This window comes from Actinomadura pelletieri DSM 43383 (assembly GCF_003634705.1).
GTDB classification, from domain to species: Bacteria; Actinomycetota; Actinomycetes; order Streptosporangiales; family Streptosporangiaceae; genus Spirillospora; species Spirillospora pelletieri.
Map to the genome: position 1 here is coordinate 551,963 of NZ_RBWU01000003.1, position 15,594 is coordinate 567,556.

Below are 15,594 nucleotides of genomic sequence, written 5' to 3' on the forward strand. Positions count from 1 at the left end.
GCGGACCATCGGCGAGTGACCACTCTGGACGACGTTCCCGTCGGCCCCCCGTCGGGACGGATCGCGGCGTTCCTGCGCCCCCGGGTCGGCGGCCTCCCCCGAACCTTCTGGACGCTGTGGGCGGGGACGCTCCTCAACCGGCTCGGCACGATGGTCGAGCCGTTCCTCGGCCTCTACCTGACGACCGTGCGCGGCCTGTCGCTGGGGCAGGCGGGCGTGGTGATGGCGGTCCTCGGTGTGGGCTCGCTCGCCGGGACGCTCGTCGGCGGCACGCTCGCCGACCGGATCGGACGGCGCGCCACGCTGACGCTCGCGACCATCGGTGCCGGTGCGGCGATGCTCGCGCTCGGCTACGCGCAGGGGATCGTCGCGCTCGTCGCGGCGGCGCTGCTGCTCGGGTTGATGCTCGACATGTACCGGCCCGCGGCGCAGGCGATCGTCGCCGACATCATCGACCCGGCGGACCGTCCGCGCGCGTTCGGGCTGCTGTTCTGGGCGATCAACCTGGGCTGGGCCGTCGCGATGGTGCTCGGCGGGACGCTGGCGCAGCACGGGTTCCGGTGGCTGTTCTGGATCGACGCGATCACGTGCGCCGGGTTCGGTCTGCTGACCTGGCGGGCCATTCCCGAGACCCGCGTGCGGGGCGGCGCCGCCTCGGGCGTCCTGGCCGGATTCGGCCGGGTGCTCCGCGACCGCGTGATGGTCGGCTACACGCTGATCACCCTGACGTACGCGTTCGTGCTCCTGCAGGGCATGACGACGATGCCGCTGGCGATGAAGGAGGACGGCCTCGGCCCGCAGGCGTACGGGATCGCGATCGGCGCGAACGGGGTCATGATCATCATCGTGCAGCCGCTGGTCAACGCGTGGCTCGCCCGCCGGGACCACAGCCTGGTGATGGCGTCGGGCTGTGTCCTGGTCGGCATCGGGTACGGGCTCACCTCGCTGGCCTCCTCCGTCGCCGCCTACACCGCCACGATCCTGGTGTGGACGGCCGGGGAGATCATCGCGGCGACCGTCCTGCAGGCCATCGTCGCCGACCTCGCCCCCGCCGACCTGCGCGGACGCTACGGCGGTCTCTACGGGATGGCATGGTCGGGCGGCTTCCTGCTGGCGCCGCTCGGCGGCACCCAACTGCTCGGCGCGGGCGGCGCGCCCCTGCTGTGGCTGACCTGCGCGGGCCTGATGTTCGGCGCCGCGGCCGGGCTGTCCGCGCTCGCCCCCGCGATCAGGCGCCGCCACGACACCGCGCCCCCCACCTCCTTTTCGTCAAAGTGACGAAACCGGCCTCGGGCACTTATCCTTGGACCGTGGCACACCTCAGGATCGCGCTCGCGCAGGTGAACTCGACCGTCGGCGACCTCGACGGCAACGCCGACACAGTCGTGGAATGGGCCCGACGCGCCGCCGACGCGGGCGCGCACCTGGTCGCGTTCCCCGAGATGATGCTGACCGGATATCCGGTGGAGGACCTCGCGCTGCGCGCGTCGTTCGTCGAGGCGTCCCAGCGGGCCCTCGCCCGTCTCGCCCGCAGGCTCGCCGACGAGGGCCTCGGCGACCTGCCCGTCGTCACCGGCTACCTCGACCGGCGTACCGGCGGGCCCGTCCGCGCGGGCCAGCCCGCGGGCGCGCCGCTCAACGCGGCCGCGTGGCTGCACGGCGGCGAGGTCCTCGTCCGCTCGGCCAAGCACCACCTGCCGAACTACGGCGTGTTCGACGAGTACCGGATCTTCGTGCGGGGCGACCGGCTGCCCGTCGTCCGTGTCCACGGCGTCGACGTCGCCACCGTCATCTGCGAGGACCTGTGGCAGGACGGCGGACCGGTCGGCGTCGCGGGCACGGCGGGCGCCGGGCTGCTCCTCGCCGTCAACGCCTCCCCCTACGAACGCAACAAGGACGACGTCCGTCTCGACCTGTGCGCCCGGCGGGCGCGCGAGGCGGGCTGCGCCCTCGCCTACGTCAACATGGTCGGCGGCCAGGACGAACTCGTCTTCGACGGCGACTCGGTCATCGTCGGCTCGGACGGGACACCGCTCGCCCGCGCGCCGCAGTTCGTCGAGCATCTCCTCGTCACCGACCTCACGCTGCCCGCAGCTCCCGCGACCGTCCCGGACGACGCCGCCGTCGACCGGCACGTCCTGTCCGCGGAGCCGCTCCCCGACCGTCCGGCGGAGGCGCCGACGGTCGCCGAACCGTTGGACGACCTGGCCGAGATCTACGCGGCCCTCGTTCTCGGCACCCGCGACTACGTCCGCAAGAACGGGTTCCGTTCCGTAGTCCTCGGCCTGTCCGGCGGCATCGACTCGGCGCTCGTCGCCACGATCGCCTCCGACGCCATCGGGCCCGAGCACGTCCATGCCGTGCTGCTGCCGAGCCGGTACTCCTCCGAAGGCTCCGTCGTCGACGCCGAGGACCTCGTCAAACGGCAGGGCGTCAACGCCCGCACGGTTCCCATCGCCGACATGGTCGAGGCGTTCGAGACGCAGCTCGACCTGCACGGCCTCGCCGCGGAGAACCTCCAGGCCCGTATCCGCGCCAACGTCTGGATGGCCCTGTCGAACGAGCACGGCCACCTCGTCCTGACCGGCGGCAACAAGAGCGAGCTGGCGACCGGTTACTCCACCCTCTACGGCGACTCCGCCGGAGGGTTCGCCCCCATCAAGGACGTCTTCAAGCTCACCGTGTGGGAACTCGCCCGCTGGCGCAACGCCCAGGCGGGCACCGAGCTGCCGTTCCTGCACCCGTTCCCGCACGAACCCATTCCCGAGGCGATCATCGTGAAGGAGCCGTCCGCGGAACTGCGCCCCGGCCAGCGCGACCGCGACACGCTTCCCGAGTACACCGTCCTCGACCCCGTCCTGGCGGACTACGTCGAACGCGACATGGGCCGTGACGCCCTCGTCGCCGCCGGGCACGACCCGGCCCTCGTCGAACGGACCATCCGGCTCGTCGACCTCGCCGAGTACAAGCGTCGCCAGTACCCGCCCGGCCCGAAGATCACTCCGAAGAACTTCGGTCGCGACCGGCGGCTCCCCATCACCAACCGGTGGCGGGAACCGTCCACCCGGAACTGACCCGCCGGGCGCCGGGCGCCCGACGCGGGTCAGGAGTGGGCGTGCTCGCGTAGTCGGCCGACCAGGCGTAGGACGAGTTCACCCGCGGCCTCGTCGTCCCAGGGGCCGGGCCGTCGTTCCGGGAGCGCGTCGACGGTCGGGCCGGGGGTGTCCGTGTCCGTTCCCGCGCCGTGCGGTACGGCGTGGACGGCGCCTTCGCCCACGCGGACGTCGATCGACACCGCCGTCCGGGCGTACTCCTCGGGCGACAGCCGCGCGGTGCCGGACACCCACGACCAGGCATCGTTCTTCTGCGGAGGCGCCAGCGCCGACCGTTCGAGTTCCTCGGCCAGCAACCTGCCGAGAAGGGCGGGACCGGCCTCGGCGCGGACCGCCGCCACCGGCGTCACCGCCCCGGCTTCGCCCCAGGGGATGATCTGAAGCAGGCCGTCCGCCTCGTACACCCTTACCGCGCCGTGCGAGGGGCGGGCGGGGCTCATCCGCTCCTTGTCGAAGGAGAGGGCGGGTTGCGAGCCGTGCAGACCTGGTTCGAACCACGTGTCGCGAGCGTCCTCGTCCCAGGAGACGCCGGGCGGGAAGTCCCGCACGCCCCGGCCGGGGAGGAAGTCGGCGAACAGGTCGACCCCATCCCCGAAGGCCAGCGGGACGTCGAGCCCGGTGAGCCGGTCGAAGACCGCGCGTCCGGCGCGTTCCAGCAGCTCCTGACGGGCCTGCGCCGGGACGTTCCGCAGCTCCAGCGACAGTTCGAAGTCGTAGGGCGCGAAGGCCGTGTCGTCGCCCGTCCCGTACAGCTCGCGGTCGAGTGCGGAGAAGTCGACCGACAGGACGCCGTCGCGGGTCGTCCAAGGGTCGGACCGCAGGGTGAAGGCGAACTCGTCGGCGGACGCGAAGTAGCCGGGCACGTCCAGTGCGACGGCGATCCGCGCGATGGCGGCGGCCGCGTCGCCCGGGTGGCGCAGGCAGATCTGAACCGTGCTACTCATTCGCCAAGTCTTCCAGGGCCTGGAGGCCGGGCGCCTCCTGCTCCTCGACCTCGTCCGGGATGGCGCCGCCGCGCGGGTCCTCCGGCGCGCCGCACCACTTGCGGAGCGCCTGCAAGGGGATGAGCGCCTCCTTGGCCGCCTCGTGCAGGCGCCGCTCCCACACGGTCCGCGCGTTCTCCCCGTCGGCTCCCGCGTCGGGACGCGCCAGGTACGACGCCGCGTCGACCGACGCCCACAGGTAGCCGACCGTGCGTCCACGGAGCCGGACCGGGTAGTACCGCACCGGCTCGTCGGTGGACGTCGCATAGTCGCCGGTGAGTTCTTGGAGGGCCCGCAGGCTGGGCGCCTCCCGCTCCTCGGCGTCCGCCGGAATCGCTCCGCCGCGCGGATCCTCGGGCGCGCCCTTCCACTTGCGCAGCGCCTGCAACGGGGTCAGACCCTCCCGGGCCGCCTCGCGCAGCCGCAGCACCCACGGCACGCCCGCGTTGTAGCCGAGCGCTCCGGCGTCCGCGCGGTCCTGCCAGTAGGCGGCGTCGTCGGCCACCGACGCCCACAGGTAGCCGACCACCTTGCCCTGGAGGACGACCGGGTAGTACCGGACGGGGCCGTCGGTCGACGCCGGATAGTCCGTCGCCGGAACCTGCATCGGCCCGAGCGGCTCCCACGCCTTCCTGCGGTCGATGGGCGTCCCGTCCGGCCAGGTCGGCTCCTTGGCGAAGAAGTCCTTGAGCGGATCCACCCAGTCGGGATTCAGCCGTTCGGTCAACTCGTCGACGCTCTTGGCCTCCTCCTCGGCGGCGTCGGCGGGGACGCCGCCGCCCTCCGCGTGCTCGGGCGCGCCCCGCCATTTCCGCAGCGCCTCCAGCGGCTCCAGGCCGCCCGTGGCCGCCGCGTCCAAACGTTCCGACCACAGCAGCGGAGCGCGGAGCGCGGCCCGCGGCCCCTTCAGCCGCCGCACGAACCCGGCGGCCTGTTCGGTGTTGGCCGCCCACAGGTAACCGATCAACTCCCCACCGAGAGTGACCGGAACATACCGGACGCTCCCCCGCGCGCTGTCCTCGTAGGACGACGCGGGGCGTCTGGGCCGCCGCCCGCTCATGTGATCGTCAGCCTCCTCGTCACAGTCCGTCGTTCACGGGGGTCTCCAGCACCTTGGCATAGAGATGGAGTTTCCCGTCCGCCTCGACCCGCGCGTCCATAATCTCGTACCGCGTGTTCCGGGGGAGAATCAGCTCCCGCTGGTCGGGGAAGAGGCTGTTCCTTCCCATCCAGAGGCCGCGTGAGCCTTCGGGCACGTCCATGTGCATGACGATCGGGTGGTGTTGACCGTCGATCGGCGGAGTCGTCCGGCCCAACGCCGTCGACATGAACGACTGCTCCGTCTGGACGGTCCCGATCAAGGAGCGCGGGTTGCCGTTGAACCCGTTCATGAAGTTCACGTCGTGCAGCCCGCGCAGGACCTGGACGCCCTCGGGAAGCCGGTGGCTCAGCGCCTGGTCGATCAACCGGACCCGCTCGTTGAACTCGGCCACGGTCGGGAAACCGTCGAAACTCCTGGCGATGATCCCGCGCGCACCGGAGTGCTGGATCCACGCCTCCAACCGCCGGCCGGGCTGCGGGTTGTTAAGGATGTCATCGACGATGTGGCGCTGTTCCGGTGTCAGATCGGTTCGGTGCGCCGCGTCGTAGATGTCGCTCATGGACGGCGGGCGGCCGTGGTTCATCTCGAAGAGCGACCACCCGGGACCCACGTTCGCGTACCACTGTCGCAGGCTGTTCGCGACATCGGCCTGGCCGCGCAGGTGCGGGTTGTACGGCCAGGAGTGGCGGGTGTACTCCCGGATCGCGGCGCGCTCTTCCGCCGGCAGGTCGTTGTACTGGTCGGAGAGGTGCCGGTCGCCGTAGTCCTGGCCGTCGTCGTCGGTGTCGAAGCGGCGGATGCCGTCGTCGTCCATATGCCCGGGAAGCGGGTCGGAACCGTCCGGCGTCGGGTCCCCACCATCCGGGGTCGGGTCCCCACCATCCGGGGTCGGGTCCCCACCGTCCGGGGTCGGGTCCCCACCATTCGGGGTCGGGTCCCCTCCATCGGGCGTCGGGTCCGCGCCGCCCGGGGTCGGGTCGGGGGTGCCGGGGCCGTTCTGCTGCGGGCCCTGCTGACCGCCGTCAGGGTTCTTCCCGCCACCCGGGCCGCCGGGGTCGCCCGGACCGCCGTCGGCGCCGTCGCGCACCGGCGTCACATCGGGACCGTCACCGTCCGGGGCCTTGGCACCGCCGCCACCGCGCGGATCGCTCGGCGGCTCGGCGCCGCCCTTCGGCGTCCCGCCGTCGTCGTCCCCGTCCTTGCCGTCCCCGCCGTCGCCGTCCCCGTCCTTGCCGTCCCCGCCGTCGCCGTCGCCGTCCTTGCCGTCGCCGTCGCCGTCCTTGCCGTCGCCGTCGCCGTCCTTGCCGTCGCCGCGGGGCCCGTTCTCGTCGGGCGTGACGAAGCGGCGGCTGTCCGGGTCCCAGCGGCCGAGGTCGTGCTCCCCATCGGCGTCGATCTTGGTGATCTTGCCGTTCTCGAAGACGATCTTGGACCCGTCGCCGAGGTAGGTCTCGATCCGGCCGAGCTGGTTCAGCCGGGCGTCGTCCGCGCCGAGCATCCGTCCGAGCCGGCTCTTGAGGCCGTTGACGACATGGTCCTCGCTGAGCCCGGCGCGGCGGCCGTCGATGACGATGTCGCCGGACAGACGGGTGCCGTCGGGCTGCTCGTTGAACTTGTCGAGCCCGTTCTTCAGCTGGTGGTCGAACGCACGGCGGGTGTTCTTGCCGACGTCCTTGTACTCGGTCGGGGTGCCCGGGTCGTCGGGGCCGCTGCGCTCCAGGGCGTCCATGGACTTGAAGCCGTCGCCGCTGTCGGGGTGGCGCGGCAACCGTGTGACGAGCCTGCCCTCGTCCGCCCGCTGCTCGGCGGTCTCGCGCTCCTTGTCGTCGAAGCGGTCGATGTCGTTGGCCTCGGGCGGGTCGTAGACACCGGGACGGAACTTGTCGCCGACCGGACCCGGCTGCGTGGGGTCCTGGTCGCCGAAGTGGTCGGGCGGGATCTCCTTCCCGTCGCCGTCTCCGTCCGGCCGTCCGTCACCGTCGGGCGTCGGGTCGCCGCCGTCCGGCGTCGGGTCCGCGCCGTCGGGCGTCGGGTCGCCACCATCAGGTGTCGGGTCGCCACCGTCGGGCGTCGGGTCCGCGCCGTCGGGCGTGGGGTCGCCACCATCAGGTGTCGGGTCGCCACCGTCAGGCGTCGGGTCGCCACCATCAGGTGTCGGGTCGCCACCGTCGGGCGTCGGGTCCGCGCCGTCGGGCGTGGGGTCGCCACCATCAGGTGTCGGGTCGCCACCGTCAGGCGTCGGGTCGCCGCCGTCGGGGGTGGGGTCGCCACCGTCAGGGGTGGGGTCCGCGTTGGACGGGTCGTTCCCGCCGTCGGGGGTGGTGTCCTGGGGGGTGCGGTCGTTGTTCGCGGGGTCGCGACCGTTGCTCGTGGGGTCGTCCTGGCCGTTCTGCTGGTTCTGGCCGTTCTGCTCGTTGCCGCCGACGTGCGCGGGATCGCGGTCGGGGGTGTTCTGGAGGTCCTCCATGTCGTCCAGGGAGTCCTGGAGGTCCCCGGTGTCGATGTCCAGGTTGTTGACCTGGTTCTGGAGGTCCTGGGTGCTGGGGTTCTGCTGGAAGCCGACCTCGTCCTGGTCGATCCGGCCGTCGCCGTCGCGGTCGCCGCTCTGGCGGTCGTTACCGCCGCCGTCGGTGTCGGCGTCGCCGCGTTTGAGGAGCTTGACGCCCGCGCGGACCAGGCCGACGCCGACGAAGCAGCTGCCGATGTTGAGGATGCTGGAGGTGATGACGTAGCCGGGACGGTCGCCCCACTCGCGCCACGGGACGAAGGAGTGCGCGACCTCCTTCCAGTTGTTGCCGAGGTTGCTCCAGAAGTGGGAGTCCTCCTCCCACACCCAGCCGTTCTCACCGTGCAGGCCGACCAGGCCCGCCGTGTCCTCCAGAACGCCCATCCAGTTGTTGCCGAGGTTGCTCCAGAAGTGGGAGTCCTCCTCCCAGACCCAGCCGTTCTCACCGTGGATGCCGACCAGGTCGGCGAGGTCGGTGACGATGCCGACGCCGAAGTCCTTGACGCCGTTCCAGGCGTCCTCCCACCAGGGCGCGTCGTACTCCTGCGGCTTGGCCCAGGGGGTCTCGATGCCCTTGGGCGCCTGGCCGAGGCCGTACCCCTTCTCCCCGGCCTTCGGGTCGCCGTCGCCCGGAATGAAGTGCGTGCCGCCGAAGACGCCGGTGATCTTGTTGGCGCAGGCGCGCTCCGCCTCCTGGTACGCCGCGATCGCCGCGAGGATGTCGTCGTTGAGCTGGTTGTGCTCCTTGACCTTGTCCTCGTCCTCGCGCCAGTCGTCGTCGCCCTCGATGCCGGCGCGGAACTGCTGGGCGTGGCTCTTCAGGCCCTGCAACCGGCTGATCAGCGGCCTGATCTCCCCCGCGAACGTCACCAGGGCGTTGCCGACCGTGGTGACCTCGCCCTTGAACCCGTGACCGGCCGTGGCGATCGGCTTGGTCGCGGCGAACAGCTGTTGTTCATGGGGCGCGGTATAGAAGGCGTCCAGTCCCTGCCAGGCCGAATGGATGTCGTCCCCGGTCTGGGCGATCGTGGTCCCGTCCTTCTGGAGCGCCCGTCCCGCTTCCTCGACTCCGTCGGGGTCGGCCTTCGGAATCGGGATCGCGTTCGGGTCGATCACTCCGCTCAACGTCGCACCACCCTGTGTCCTGCGGTTACGCGGTCGTTACGTTTCTGTGTCCGACGCACGGCGGTGCGGCGTCGTTCGGCCGTTCTCCGGCCTTTACTTCCCGATCTTGGGAGCGGGCGCGTTCACGGCGGTGCGCTGCGCCTCCGCGAGCATTTCCATGTCGCCGTTGATAAAGGCCTTGGTGGCTTTGACGGCGCCGGTGATACAGGCGCCACCCTTCGTCACCATGCCCTTCAACCCGGGGGTCGTGTACTCCACGTACTCCTTCAGCGCGGTTCCGACGGGCATGCTCGCCGCCGCCGTTCCGGCCTGTCCGACGTGGGTGCCGAAGGTCTCCAGTTGCTTGACCAGGCCTCCGCCGCCCTCACCCCCCTCGCCCGCGACGAGGCCGCCGACCTTGGTGACGACCGAGGCCACCCCCGACGGCTTGATGTCGTAAGTCGTCAACCCGCGTCCCCCTTCGAGAACCGGCCCGCCCGGAAGTTTCCGGGCGGCCTTGCCGCCTGCCACCGCGTCCCCTGCGGCGGCGCCCCGTCCACGATGCCCGCGAGTTCGGTCAGTGCGGCCCCGATCCGCTCACCCTCGGCGCGCGCCTGCGCGGCGAGATGCGCGGTGGCGGCGTTGACCGCCGCGACCGGGTCCCCGTCCGGCACCCCCGGTCGAACGGCCTCGTCAACGGGCGGTTCGACGGTGCTTTCAGGGACGTCGGTCTCCGGGAATTGGACCAGCTCGAACTTCATGACTCCACACCGAACGGCGACATCGCCGTTCTATCCTGATCGTCCGGAGCCGCCATGTCCAGTGGACGGCACAGATCCGAACGATTTCGCAGTCGATCGGCTTCGCGCGGAACCGAATGGCCGTGGCGCGCGTCTCACACTAGGTTGTCGGTGTGTTTCCGATCGGCCACGGATCACCTCCGGGTGGCAGGACGGGCATCGGAGAAACTATCGTCGGTGCCAGGCATCGGCAATTGCAGAGAATCAAGTGTGACGACCTCTGGCAAGCGAGGTAGTGATGGGTCGATGGGACCAAGGACAGAACACGCTGATTCACCTGGCCAAACAGACCGGGGCATCGGGTGAGGAACTGGCGGGGCTGGTGCGGCAGTTGATCGTGGCCGCCGAACCGCTGTCCGGCAAGTTCAACGGGGCGGGCAAGGCGGCGTTCGACAGCTTCAAGGCTCGCTCCGACCAGATCTGCGCGGATCTGAAGGGCGGGTTGGACCGCGTCAACACCGGTCAGCTCGGCATGGAGCGCGCGTTCGCCGGTGGTGACCAGGAGATGGCCGACGAGGGGACCCGCGCCATGGGCGCCGCCAACTTCGACGGCGCGAAGTTCCGCACCGCCTGACACGGGGACGAACGAAAGGGGACAACACGGTGACGGACGGACGGCGCAGTTACGACACCGGGGCCTCGGGCGAGGCCCAGACCAACATCCAGGCGATCGTGGCGCGGTTGGAGGCCCTGATCGGCACCCGCGACACCGACGTCAAGGCCGCGATGGCCGACTTCGAGGCGACCGGGGTCTCGGACGAGTACAACGCCAAGGAGTTGAAGTGGCACTCCGCGGCGAACGAGACCCGTGAGATCATCCGCCTGGTGAAGGCCACGCTGGAGAAGAACGACGAGATCGCGCACACCACGCTCGGCAAGGCGAGCGCGGCGGTACAGGCGATCTGAACGGTCACTGAACGGCCGCCGACCGGTCCACGGTCGGCGGCCGGCCGACGCGGGAGGGAACGCAGGACGTGCGCGTCCCCTCCCGCGTCAATGATGTGTACGGGTAACAGGGGCACGCGGGGGCGTGGCAGGGGAGGTGGCGTTGGCGCGCGACTACGACAACCAGTTGCTGGAGTCGGTGACGGTACGGCGCCGCCGGCTCCGGGACGCGCTGTTGTTCGGCCCGCAGCGCACCCGCCGCACGTTCGACGAGCACGTCGGCAAGATCATCGCCGGGTTGTGCGTGGCGGCGGTGCTGTGCGCGGGCACCGTCGGCTGGTCGTATCTCCAGTCGATGTTCCAGGAGCAGAAGCGGGAGCGGGCCGCGCAGGAGCAGCAGCCCGCGGGCGGGGGCGCCGCGCCGGTGCCCGCCGACTGGGTGGGCGCGCAGGTGACGTTCGGTCGGCTGCGGACGGCGCTGACGAAGGCGGGCGTGCCCGGTGACCTCTACGTCCTGCCGGGCGAGCCACGGCCGAGACCGGCGAAGGCCGCCGGCTACTACGTCATCGCCAGGGGCCAGGACAACTTCACCGGCGGCGTCGTCGAGTTCCGGCAGGCGCGGATCGCGGCCGAGTTCTCGTCCGAGGACGAGGCATGCCGCTGGCTCTACGGTGAGCTGGTCGTCGCCGAGACGCCCCCGCACAGGCTCGACCCGCCGGCCGAGCGGAAGGCGGTCGCGGACGGCGCGGCGCTGAACCAGCGGGTGCGGGAAGAGATCGCCGTGGCCGGGGGCGCGTCGACGACGGTCCCGCTGAAGCAGGGCACGCTGATCGACCGGTTCGGGCCGGAGAGCGGGGCGACGCTGTTCCCGTTCGGCGTCGGGTTCGGGGTTCGCGGGCTGCCGGAGGCGGTGCGGGCGGGCGTCCCCGCCGACGCGCCCGCCGGTTACCACCGCTACCGGGTCCGCCGCCCGTTCAAGGTGGCGGCGTCGATCTCGCCGCGCGTCGGGATCTCACCCGGCGGAGCGGTGCGGTTCACCATCGAGCCCGGCCTGTTCACGCGGCCCCCGCTGCTGCCGACCGTCCGGATGCTGCTCCGCGACGGCTACCTTGAGCGGGTCTCGGGCACGGCGGTCCCCGGGTGACGGTCCGGACGGAAGGGCGTTCATGAGCGTGTGGAGCCGGGTGACCCTGGTGGGTGAGGCCCGGACGGTGGACATGGTGTTGCCGGCGCAGGAGCCGCTCGGCGCGCTGATGCCGGACGTGCTCCAACTGCTGGGCGATCCGGTGCGTAACCCGCCGCAGTTGAGGCATCTGGTCACCTCCACCGGCGAGGTGCTCGACCCTGGCGCGAGCCTCGCCGACCGGCAGGTGCCGGACGGTGCCGTGCTGCGGCTCGTCCGGTCCGACGAACCGGTGCCCGCGCCGGTGGTGCACGAGGTGCCGGAGGTGGTGGGCGACTCGCTCGACCTGCGGCTGCTGAGCTGGAGCCCGGCGGCGGCGCGGTGGACCGCGACGTTCACGCTGGTGGCGCTATCGGTGGGCGTCGGGCTGGTGATCCGGGCGGGGTCCAGCGCCGCGACGGCCGCCGTCGCGACGGCGGGCCTGGCGGCGTTGCTGCTGCTCTGCGGTGTCGTGATCGGCATGGCCGGGCGCGAACCCGCGGGGCTGGCGATGATCCTGGGCGGTGGCGCGGCGGGCCTGCCGGCACTGTGGTGGGCCGCCGCCGCTGACGACTGGCCGACCTGGGGCCGCTGGGGCGGTGCGGCGTTGCTGCTCGCCGTGCTGGTCATGCTGCTCGGACTCAGCTCACCGCTCGGACGCGGCGCGCTGGTCGGCGGCGCCGCGGCCGTCCTGCTCGCCGGAATCGGCACGGCCTGCGCCGCGTCGGGGCTGGAACCCGACCGCACCGGGGCGGTGCTCGCGCTCTCCTGCGTGGTGCTGCTCAGCGTGCTGCTGCGGACGGCGCTGTCGCTGTCCGGGCTGACATCCCTCGACGACCGGCGCAGCGCCGGGGGCGCGGTGCCGCGGGTCGACCTGATGGCCGCGCTCGACCGGGCGCACCGCACCATGGTGATCGCCACACTGGCGGTGTCGGTGGCCGCGGCGGTCGCCGGGCTGGGCGCCGCCACCGAACTCGGCGGGTCGCGGGGCGCCTGGAACGCCGCGCTGGCCGCGCTGCTGGCGCTCGTCGTCGCGGGCCGCGCCCGCGTCTTTCCCCTGGTCCTGCAGAAGGCGGCGCTGCTGGGCGCGGCCGTGGTGATCGTCATCGGGCTCGGGGTGCGGTGGGCTGAACAGGTGTCCTGGGGCATCGCGCCCGCGCTGGGTATGCTGGTCGTCGGCCTGACCGCCGCGGTCGTGGTGCTCACCGTCCATCCGGCCGAGCACACCCGGGCGCGGCTGCGACGGATCATGAACCGGATCGAGGCGACGGCCGTGATCGCGATCATCCCGGTCGCGATCGGTGTCTTCGGCATCTTCGCACGGTTGCGCGAGACGTTTTGAGAGGAAGCTTGGCTGACCTCGGCGAGGACAGGCCGGGTGAGGAGACCGGACCGGCCCTCGAGACGACGGCCGTCGATCCTCCCGTCACCTCCCGCCGGCCGGCGAGCCTCCCCCCGGAGGGCGCGCGCCCCGCGCCCGAGGCGCGGCGCCCGGACACGTCTCCGCCCGCGCGGCCGCCGTCGTTCGGGGCCGCCGCGGAACCACCCCCGCGTCCCGCCACTCCGCCACAACGACCGGGGCCCGTCCCGGCGCCGACGCCGCGTCCGCAACCGGGACCGCCACCGTCCCCGCCCCCGCAACCACCAACACAGCCATCCGCGCAGCCGCCATCGCAGCCGGGGGCGCAACCGCCATCGCAACCGCCCGCGCAACCACCAACACAGCCGCCCGCGCAAGTGCCGTCGCAGCCGCCCGCGCAACCGCCATCGCCGCCGGGGGCGCAGCCGCCGGCGCAACCGCCCGCACAAACGCCGTCGCAACCGCCATCGCAGCAGCCCGCGCAACCACCGACGCAACCGCCCGCGCAACCGCCATCGCAACCGGGGTCGCAGCCGCCCGCGCAACCACCGGCACAGCCGCCCGCGCAACCGCCATCGCAGCCACCCGCGCAACCACCGACACAGCCGCCTGCGCAAGCGCCGTCGCAACCACCGACGCAGCAGCCCGCGCAACCGCCGTCGCAGCCGCCCGCGCAACCGCCATCGCAGCCGGGGTCGCAGCCGCCGGCGCAACCGCCCGCACAAACGCCGTCGCAACCGCCATCGCAGCAGCCCGCGCAACCACCGACGCAGCCGCCCGCGCAACCGCCATCGCAGCCACCCGCGCAACCGCCATCGCAACCGGGGTCGCAGCCGCCGTCGCAGTCGGGGGCGCAGTCGGGGCTCGTGCCGGGGCCTCCGGCGGTGTCGCCGGAGGAGCTGGAGCGGGGGCAGGTGCACGGTGACTCGCTGCTGCGTCGCGTGTCCCGTGGCGCGGTCCGGCCGTTCCGTCCGTCCGACGATGTGCAGGCGCTGTCCGAGCACGGGGCGTGGATCCAGCATCCGGTGACGACCGGACGGCGGATCGCGGTGACGGGTCTGCGCGGCGGCGCGGGCAAGAGCACGGTCGCGGCGCTGCTCGCGTCGGTGTTCGCCCGGTACCGGCAGGACCGGGTGCTGGCGCTGGACGTCGATCCGGAACTCGGGTCGCTGCCGCTGCGGCTCGGTGCCCCGCCCCGGCACACGCCCGCCGACCTCGCCGGTCTCGACCTCGGCGCGGCGCCGTTCGAGGAGGTCGAACCGCGGCTGACGCGGCTCGGCGAGAGCCTGTGGGCGCTGCCCGGTCACCGCGGGTCGATGGGCGGCGGCATGAACGGCGACGTCTACCGCGCGGTGGGCATCCCGTTGAGCCGGTTCTTCGGGATCGCCGTGACCGACTGCGGCGCCGGGATCAGCACGGAGCTGCACCGGACGGTGCTGTCCGCGGCGCACGCGCAGGTGCTGGTGACCCCCGCGACCGTCGACGGGGCCGCCAGCGTGGGCCGCGCGATCGACTGGATGAACGCGTCCGGTTTCCAGGGCCTGGTCTCCCGGACCGTGGTGGTGTTCGCGGTGCAGAGCCCGCATCTCAAACGGCTCGCGGACGTGCGCAGGGCCGGGGAGATCCTCGCCGAGGCCGGGGTCGCCTCGATCAGGTTGCAGTTCGACCGGCAGCTCGCCACCGGGTCGGTGCTCGACACCGGGCGGCTGGCGTACGCGACCCGGGTCACCGCCGTCTCGATCGCCGCCGAGGCGCTGCGACGGGCGCTGACGGCGTGACGGTCACGAGCGCAGCCGTTCCATCGGCTCGCCGCGCCGCCACCGGAACGTGGTGGGCGCGCATGGATCGGAGGAGGACGCGTGCATTTCCTCGGTGACGTCGGCGAACGCGGGAAGGGCGTCCCGGGCGGGCGAGGTGAGCGGATGCAGCAGCATCGTGCTGTGCGTCGGCACGGAGAACAGCGCCCCCTCCGGCCCGGCCTCGGGAACGAAACGCGCGATCTCGGTCAGCAGGACCGGAACGTACCGGGAGCCCGGCTTGCTGACCACGCGGACCGACTCCCGCAGCGTGAGGGGCTGGTCACGGACGTCCACGTCGGCCACCTCCTCGTGCGTGCGGGCGACGACGTAGCCGAGCCGCCGCAGCCCGAGCAGGTTGGCCCGCGCCTTGGTCAGCGGGCCGCCGTACTCGGGATGGTCGATGACGATCACACCGTCGAAGAACGGTCCGGCGGTCACGGCCATCAGGGGTTCGCGGTCGGCGTCGGACAGCTTCGGCACGATCCGGAGCCGCAGCAGTTCCCGGACGTCCCCCAGCAGTTCGATGTCGGCGATCGACAGCACGACGAGGTCGCCGGCCTCGCGGATCCAGTCCTCGACCAGCCGCGGCCAGCGTTCGGACGGCTCCCGGGCGCACCGTTCCAGCGCGATCCAGGTGGAGACGCCGCGCGCGTACCGGCCCACCGGGAAGATCACCCTGGCGGTGGGGGCGTCGAAGGTCGCGCCGGGGAACACGACGGGCAGGAGGTCCTCGATGAGGGCGTGCACCCGGCCGGACACCTCGACGATCGGCATGTCCAT

General features: G+C 72.3%; 13 protein-coding genes. 7 read left to right on the plus strand and 6 right to left on the minus strand.

Annotated elements, in window-relative coordinates:
• The first annotated feature begins 15 nt into the window (after positions 1-15).
• The gene (locus BZB76_RS15760) at positions 16-1,278 is read left to right on the plus strand and encodes an MDR family MFS transporter (RefSeq protein WP_337959753.1); all 1,263 of its coding nucleotides are present in this window, start codon (positions 16-18) and stop codon (positions 1,276-1,278) included.
• A 32-nt stretch (positions 1,279-1,310) separates the two neighbouring features.
• Positions 1,311-3,074 (plus strand): NAD+ synthase, encoded by a 1,764-nt coding sequence (locus BZB76_RS15765; RefSeq protein WP_121435111.1) that lies wholly within the window; start codon positions 1,311-1,313, stop codon positions 3,072-3,074.
• Between the two features lie 29 nt (positions 3,075-3,103).
• On the opposite strand, the gene BZB76_RS15770 is transcribed toward BZB76_RS15765, so the two are convergent.
• From BZB76_RS15770 to BZB76_RS15790, 5 genes are all read right to left on the minus strand, one after another.
• The gene (locus tag BZB76_RS15770; RefSeq protein ID WP_121435112.1) at positions 3,104-4,057 is read right to left on the minus strand and encodes a hypothetical protein; all 954 of its coding nucleotides are present in this window, start codon (positions 4,055-4,057) and stop codon (positions 3,104-3,106) included.
• Entirely contained in the window at positions 4,050-5,156 is a 1,107-nt protein-coding gene (locus tag BZB76_RS15775) for a hypothetical protein (RefSeq protein WP_121435113.1), read from the minus strand. The genes BZB76_RS15770 and BZB76_RS15775 overlap by 8 nt, the downstream gene beginning before the upstream one ends.
• 19 nt (positions 5,157-5,175) lie before the next feature.
• On the minus strand, positions 5,176-8,820 hold the full coding sequence (locus tag BZB76_RS15780; RefSeq protein ID WP_121435114.1) for an ADP-ribosyltransferase: 3,645 nt from the start codon (positions 8,818-8,820) through the stop codon (positions 5,176-5,178).
• Positions 8,821-8,922: 102 nt separating this feature from the next.
• Positions 8,923-9,276 carry a DUF6507 family protein gene (locus BZB76_RS15785; RefSeq protein WP_121435115.1) on the minus strand — a complete coding sequence of 118 codons (354 nt, stop codon included), beginning with the start codon at positions 9,274-9,276 and terminating at the stop codon, positions 8,923-8,925.
• Complete coding sequence (locus BZB76_RS15790) at positions 9,273-9,569, minus strand: hypothetical protein (protein ID WP_121435116.1); 297 nt, start codon at positions 9,567-9,569, stop codon at positions 9,273-9,275. Before BZB76_RS15790 ends, BZB76_RS15785 begins: the two co-directional genes overlap by 4 nt.
• A gap of 277 nt (positions 9,570-9,846) precedes the next feature.
• On the opposite strand from BZB76_RS15790, the gene BZB76_RS15795 reads away from it, so the two are divergent.
• The 5 genes from BZB76_RS15795 to BZB76_RS15820 all read left to right on the plus strand — a co-directional run bounded on the left by BZB76_RS15795 (position 9,847) and on the right by BZB76_RS15820 (position 14,793).
• On the plus strand, positions 9,847-10,182 hold the full coding sequence (locus tag BZB76_RS15795) for a hypothetical protein (RefSeq protein ID WP_121435117.1): 336 nt from the start codon (positions 9,847-9,849) through the stop codon (positions 10,180-10,182).
• A gap of 29 nt (positions 10,183-10,211) precedes the next feature.
• Positions 10,212-10,514, plus strand: coding sequence for a pore-forming ESAT-6 family protein (locus BZB76_RS15800; RefSeq protein ID WP_121435118.1), 303 nt, complete (start codon positions 10,212-10,214; stop codon positions 10,512-10,514).
• A gap of 124 nt (positions 10,515-10,638) precedes the next feature.
• Entirely contained in the window at positions 10,639-11,637 is a 999-nt protein-coding gene (locus BZB76_RS15805) for a TNT domain-containing protein (RefSeq protein WP_246006975.1), read from the plus strand.
• Between the two features lie 22 nt (positions 11,638-11,659).
• Positions 11,660-12,997, plus strand: coding sequence for a type VII secretion integral membrane protein EccD (eccD, locus tag BZB76_RS15810; RefSeq protein WP_121435119.1), 1,338 nt, complete (start codon positions 11,660-11,662; stop codon positions 12,995-12,997).
• 884 nt (positions 12,998-13,881) lie between these two features.
• The gene (locus BZB76_RS15820; protein WP_121435121.1) at positions 13,882-14,793 is read left to right on the plus strand and encodes a nucleotide-binding protein; all 912 of its coding nucleotides are present in this window, start codon (positions 13,882-13,884) and stop codon (positions 14,791-14,793) included.
• Between the two features lie 3 nt (positions 14,794-14,796).
• Here the strand turns inward: BZB76_RS15820 and BZB76_RS15825 are convergent, their stop codons facing one another.
• Complete coding sequence (locus BZB76_RS15825; protein WP_121435122.1) at positions 14,797-15,594, minus strand: PIN domain-containing protein; 798 nt, start codon at positions 15,592-15,594, stop codon at positions 14,797-14,799.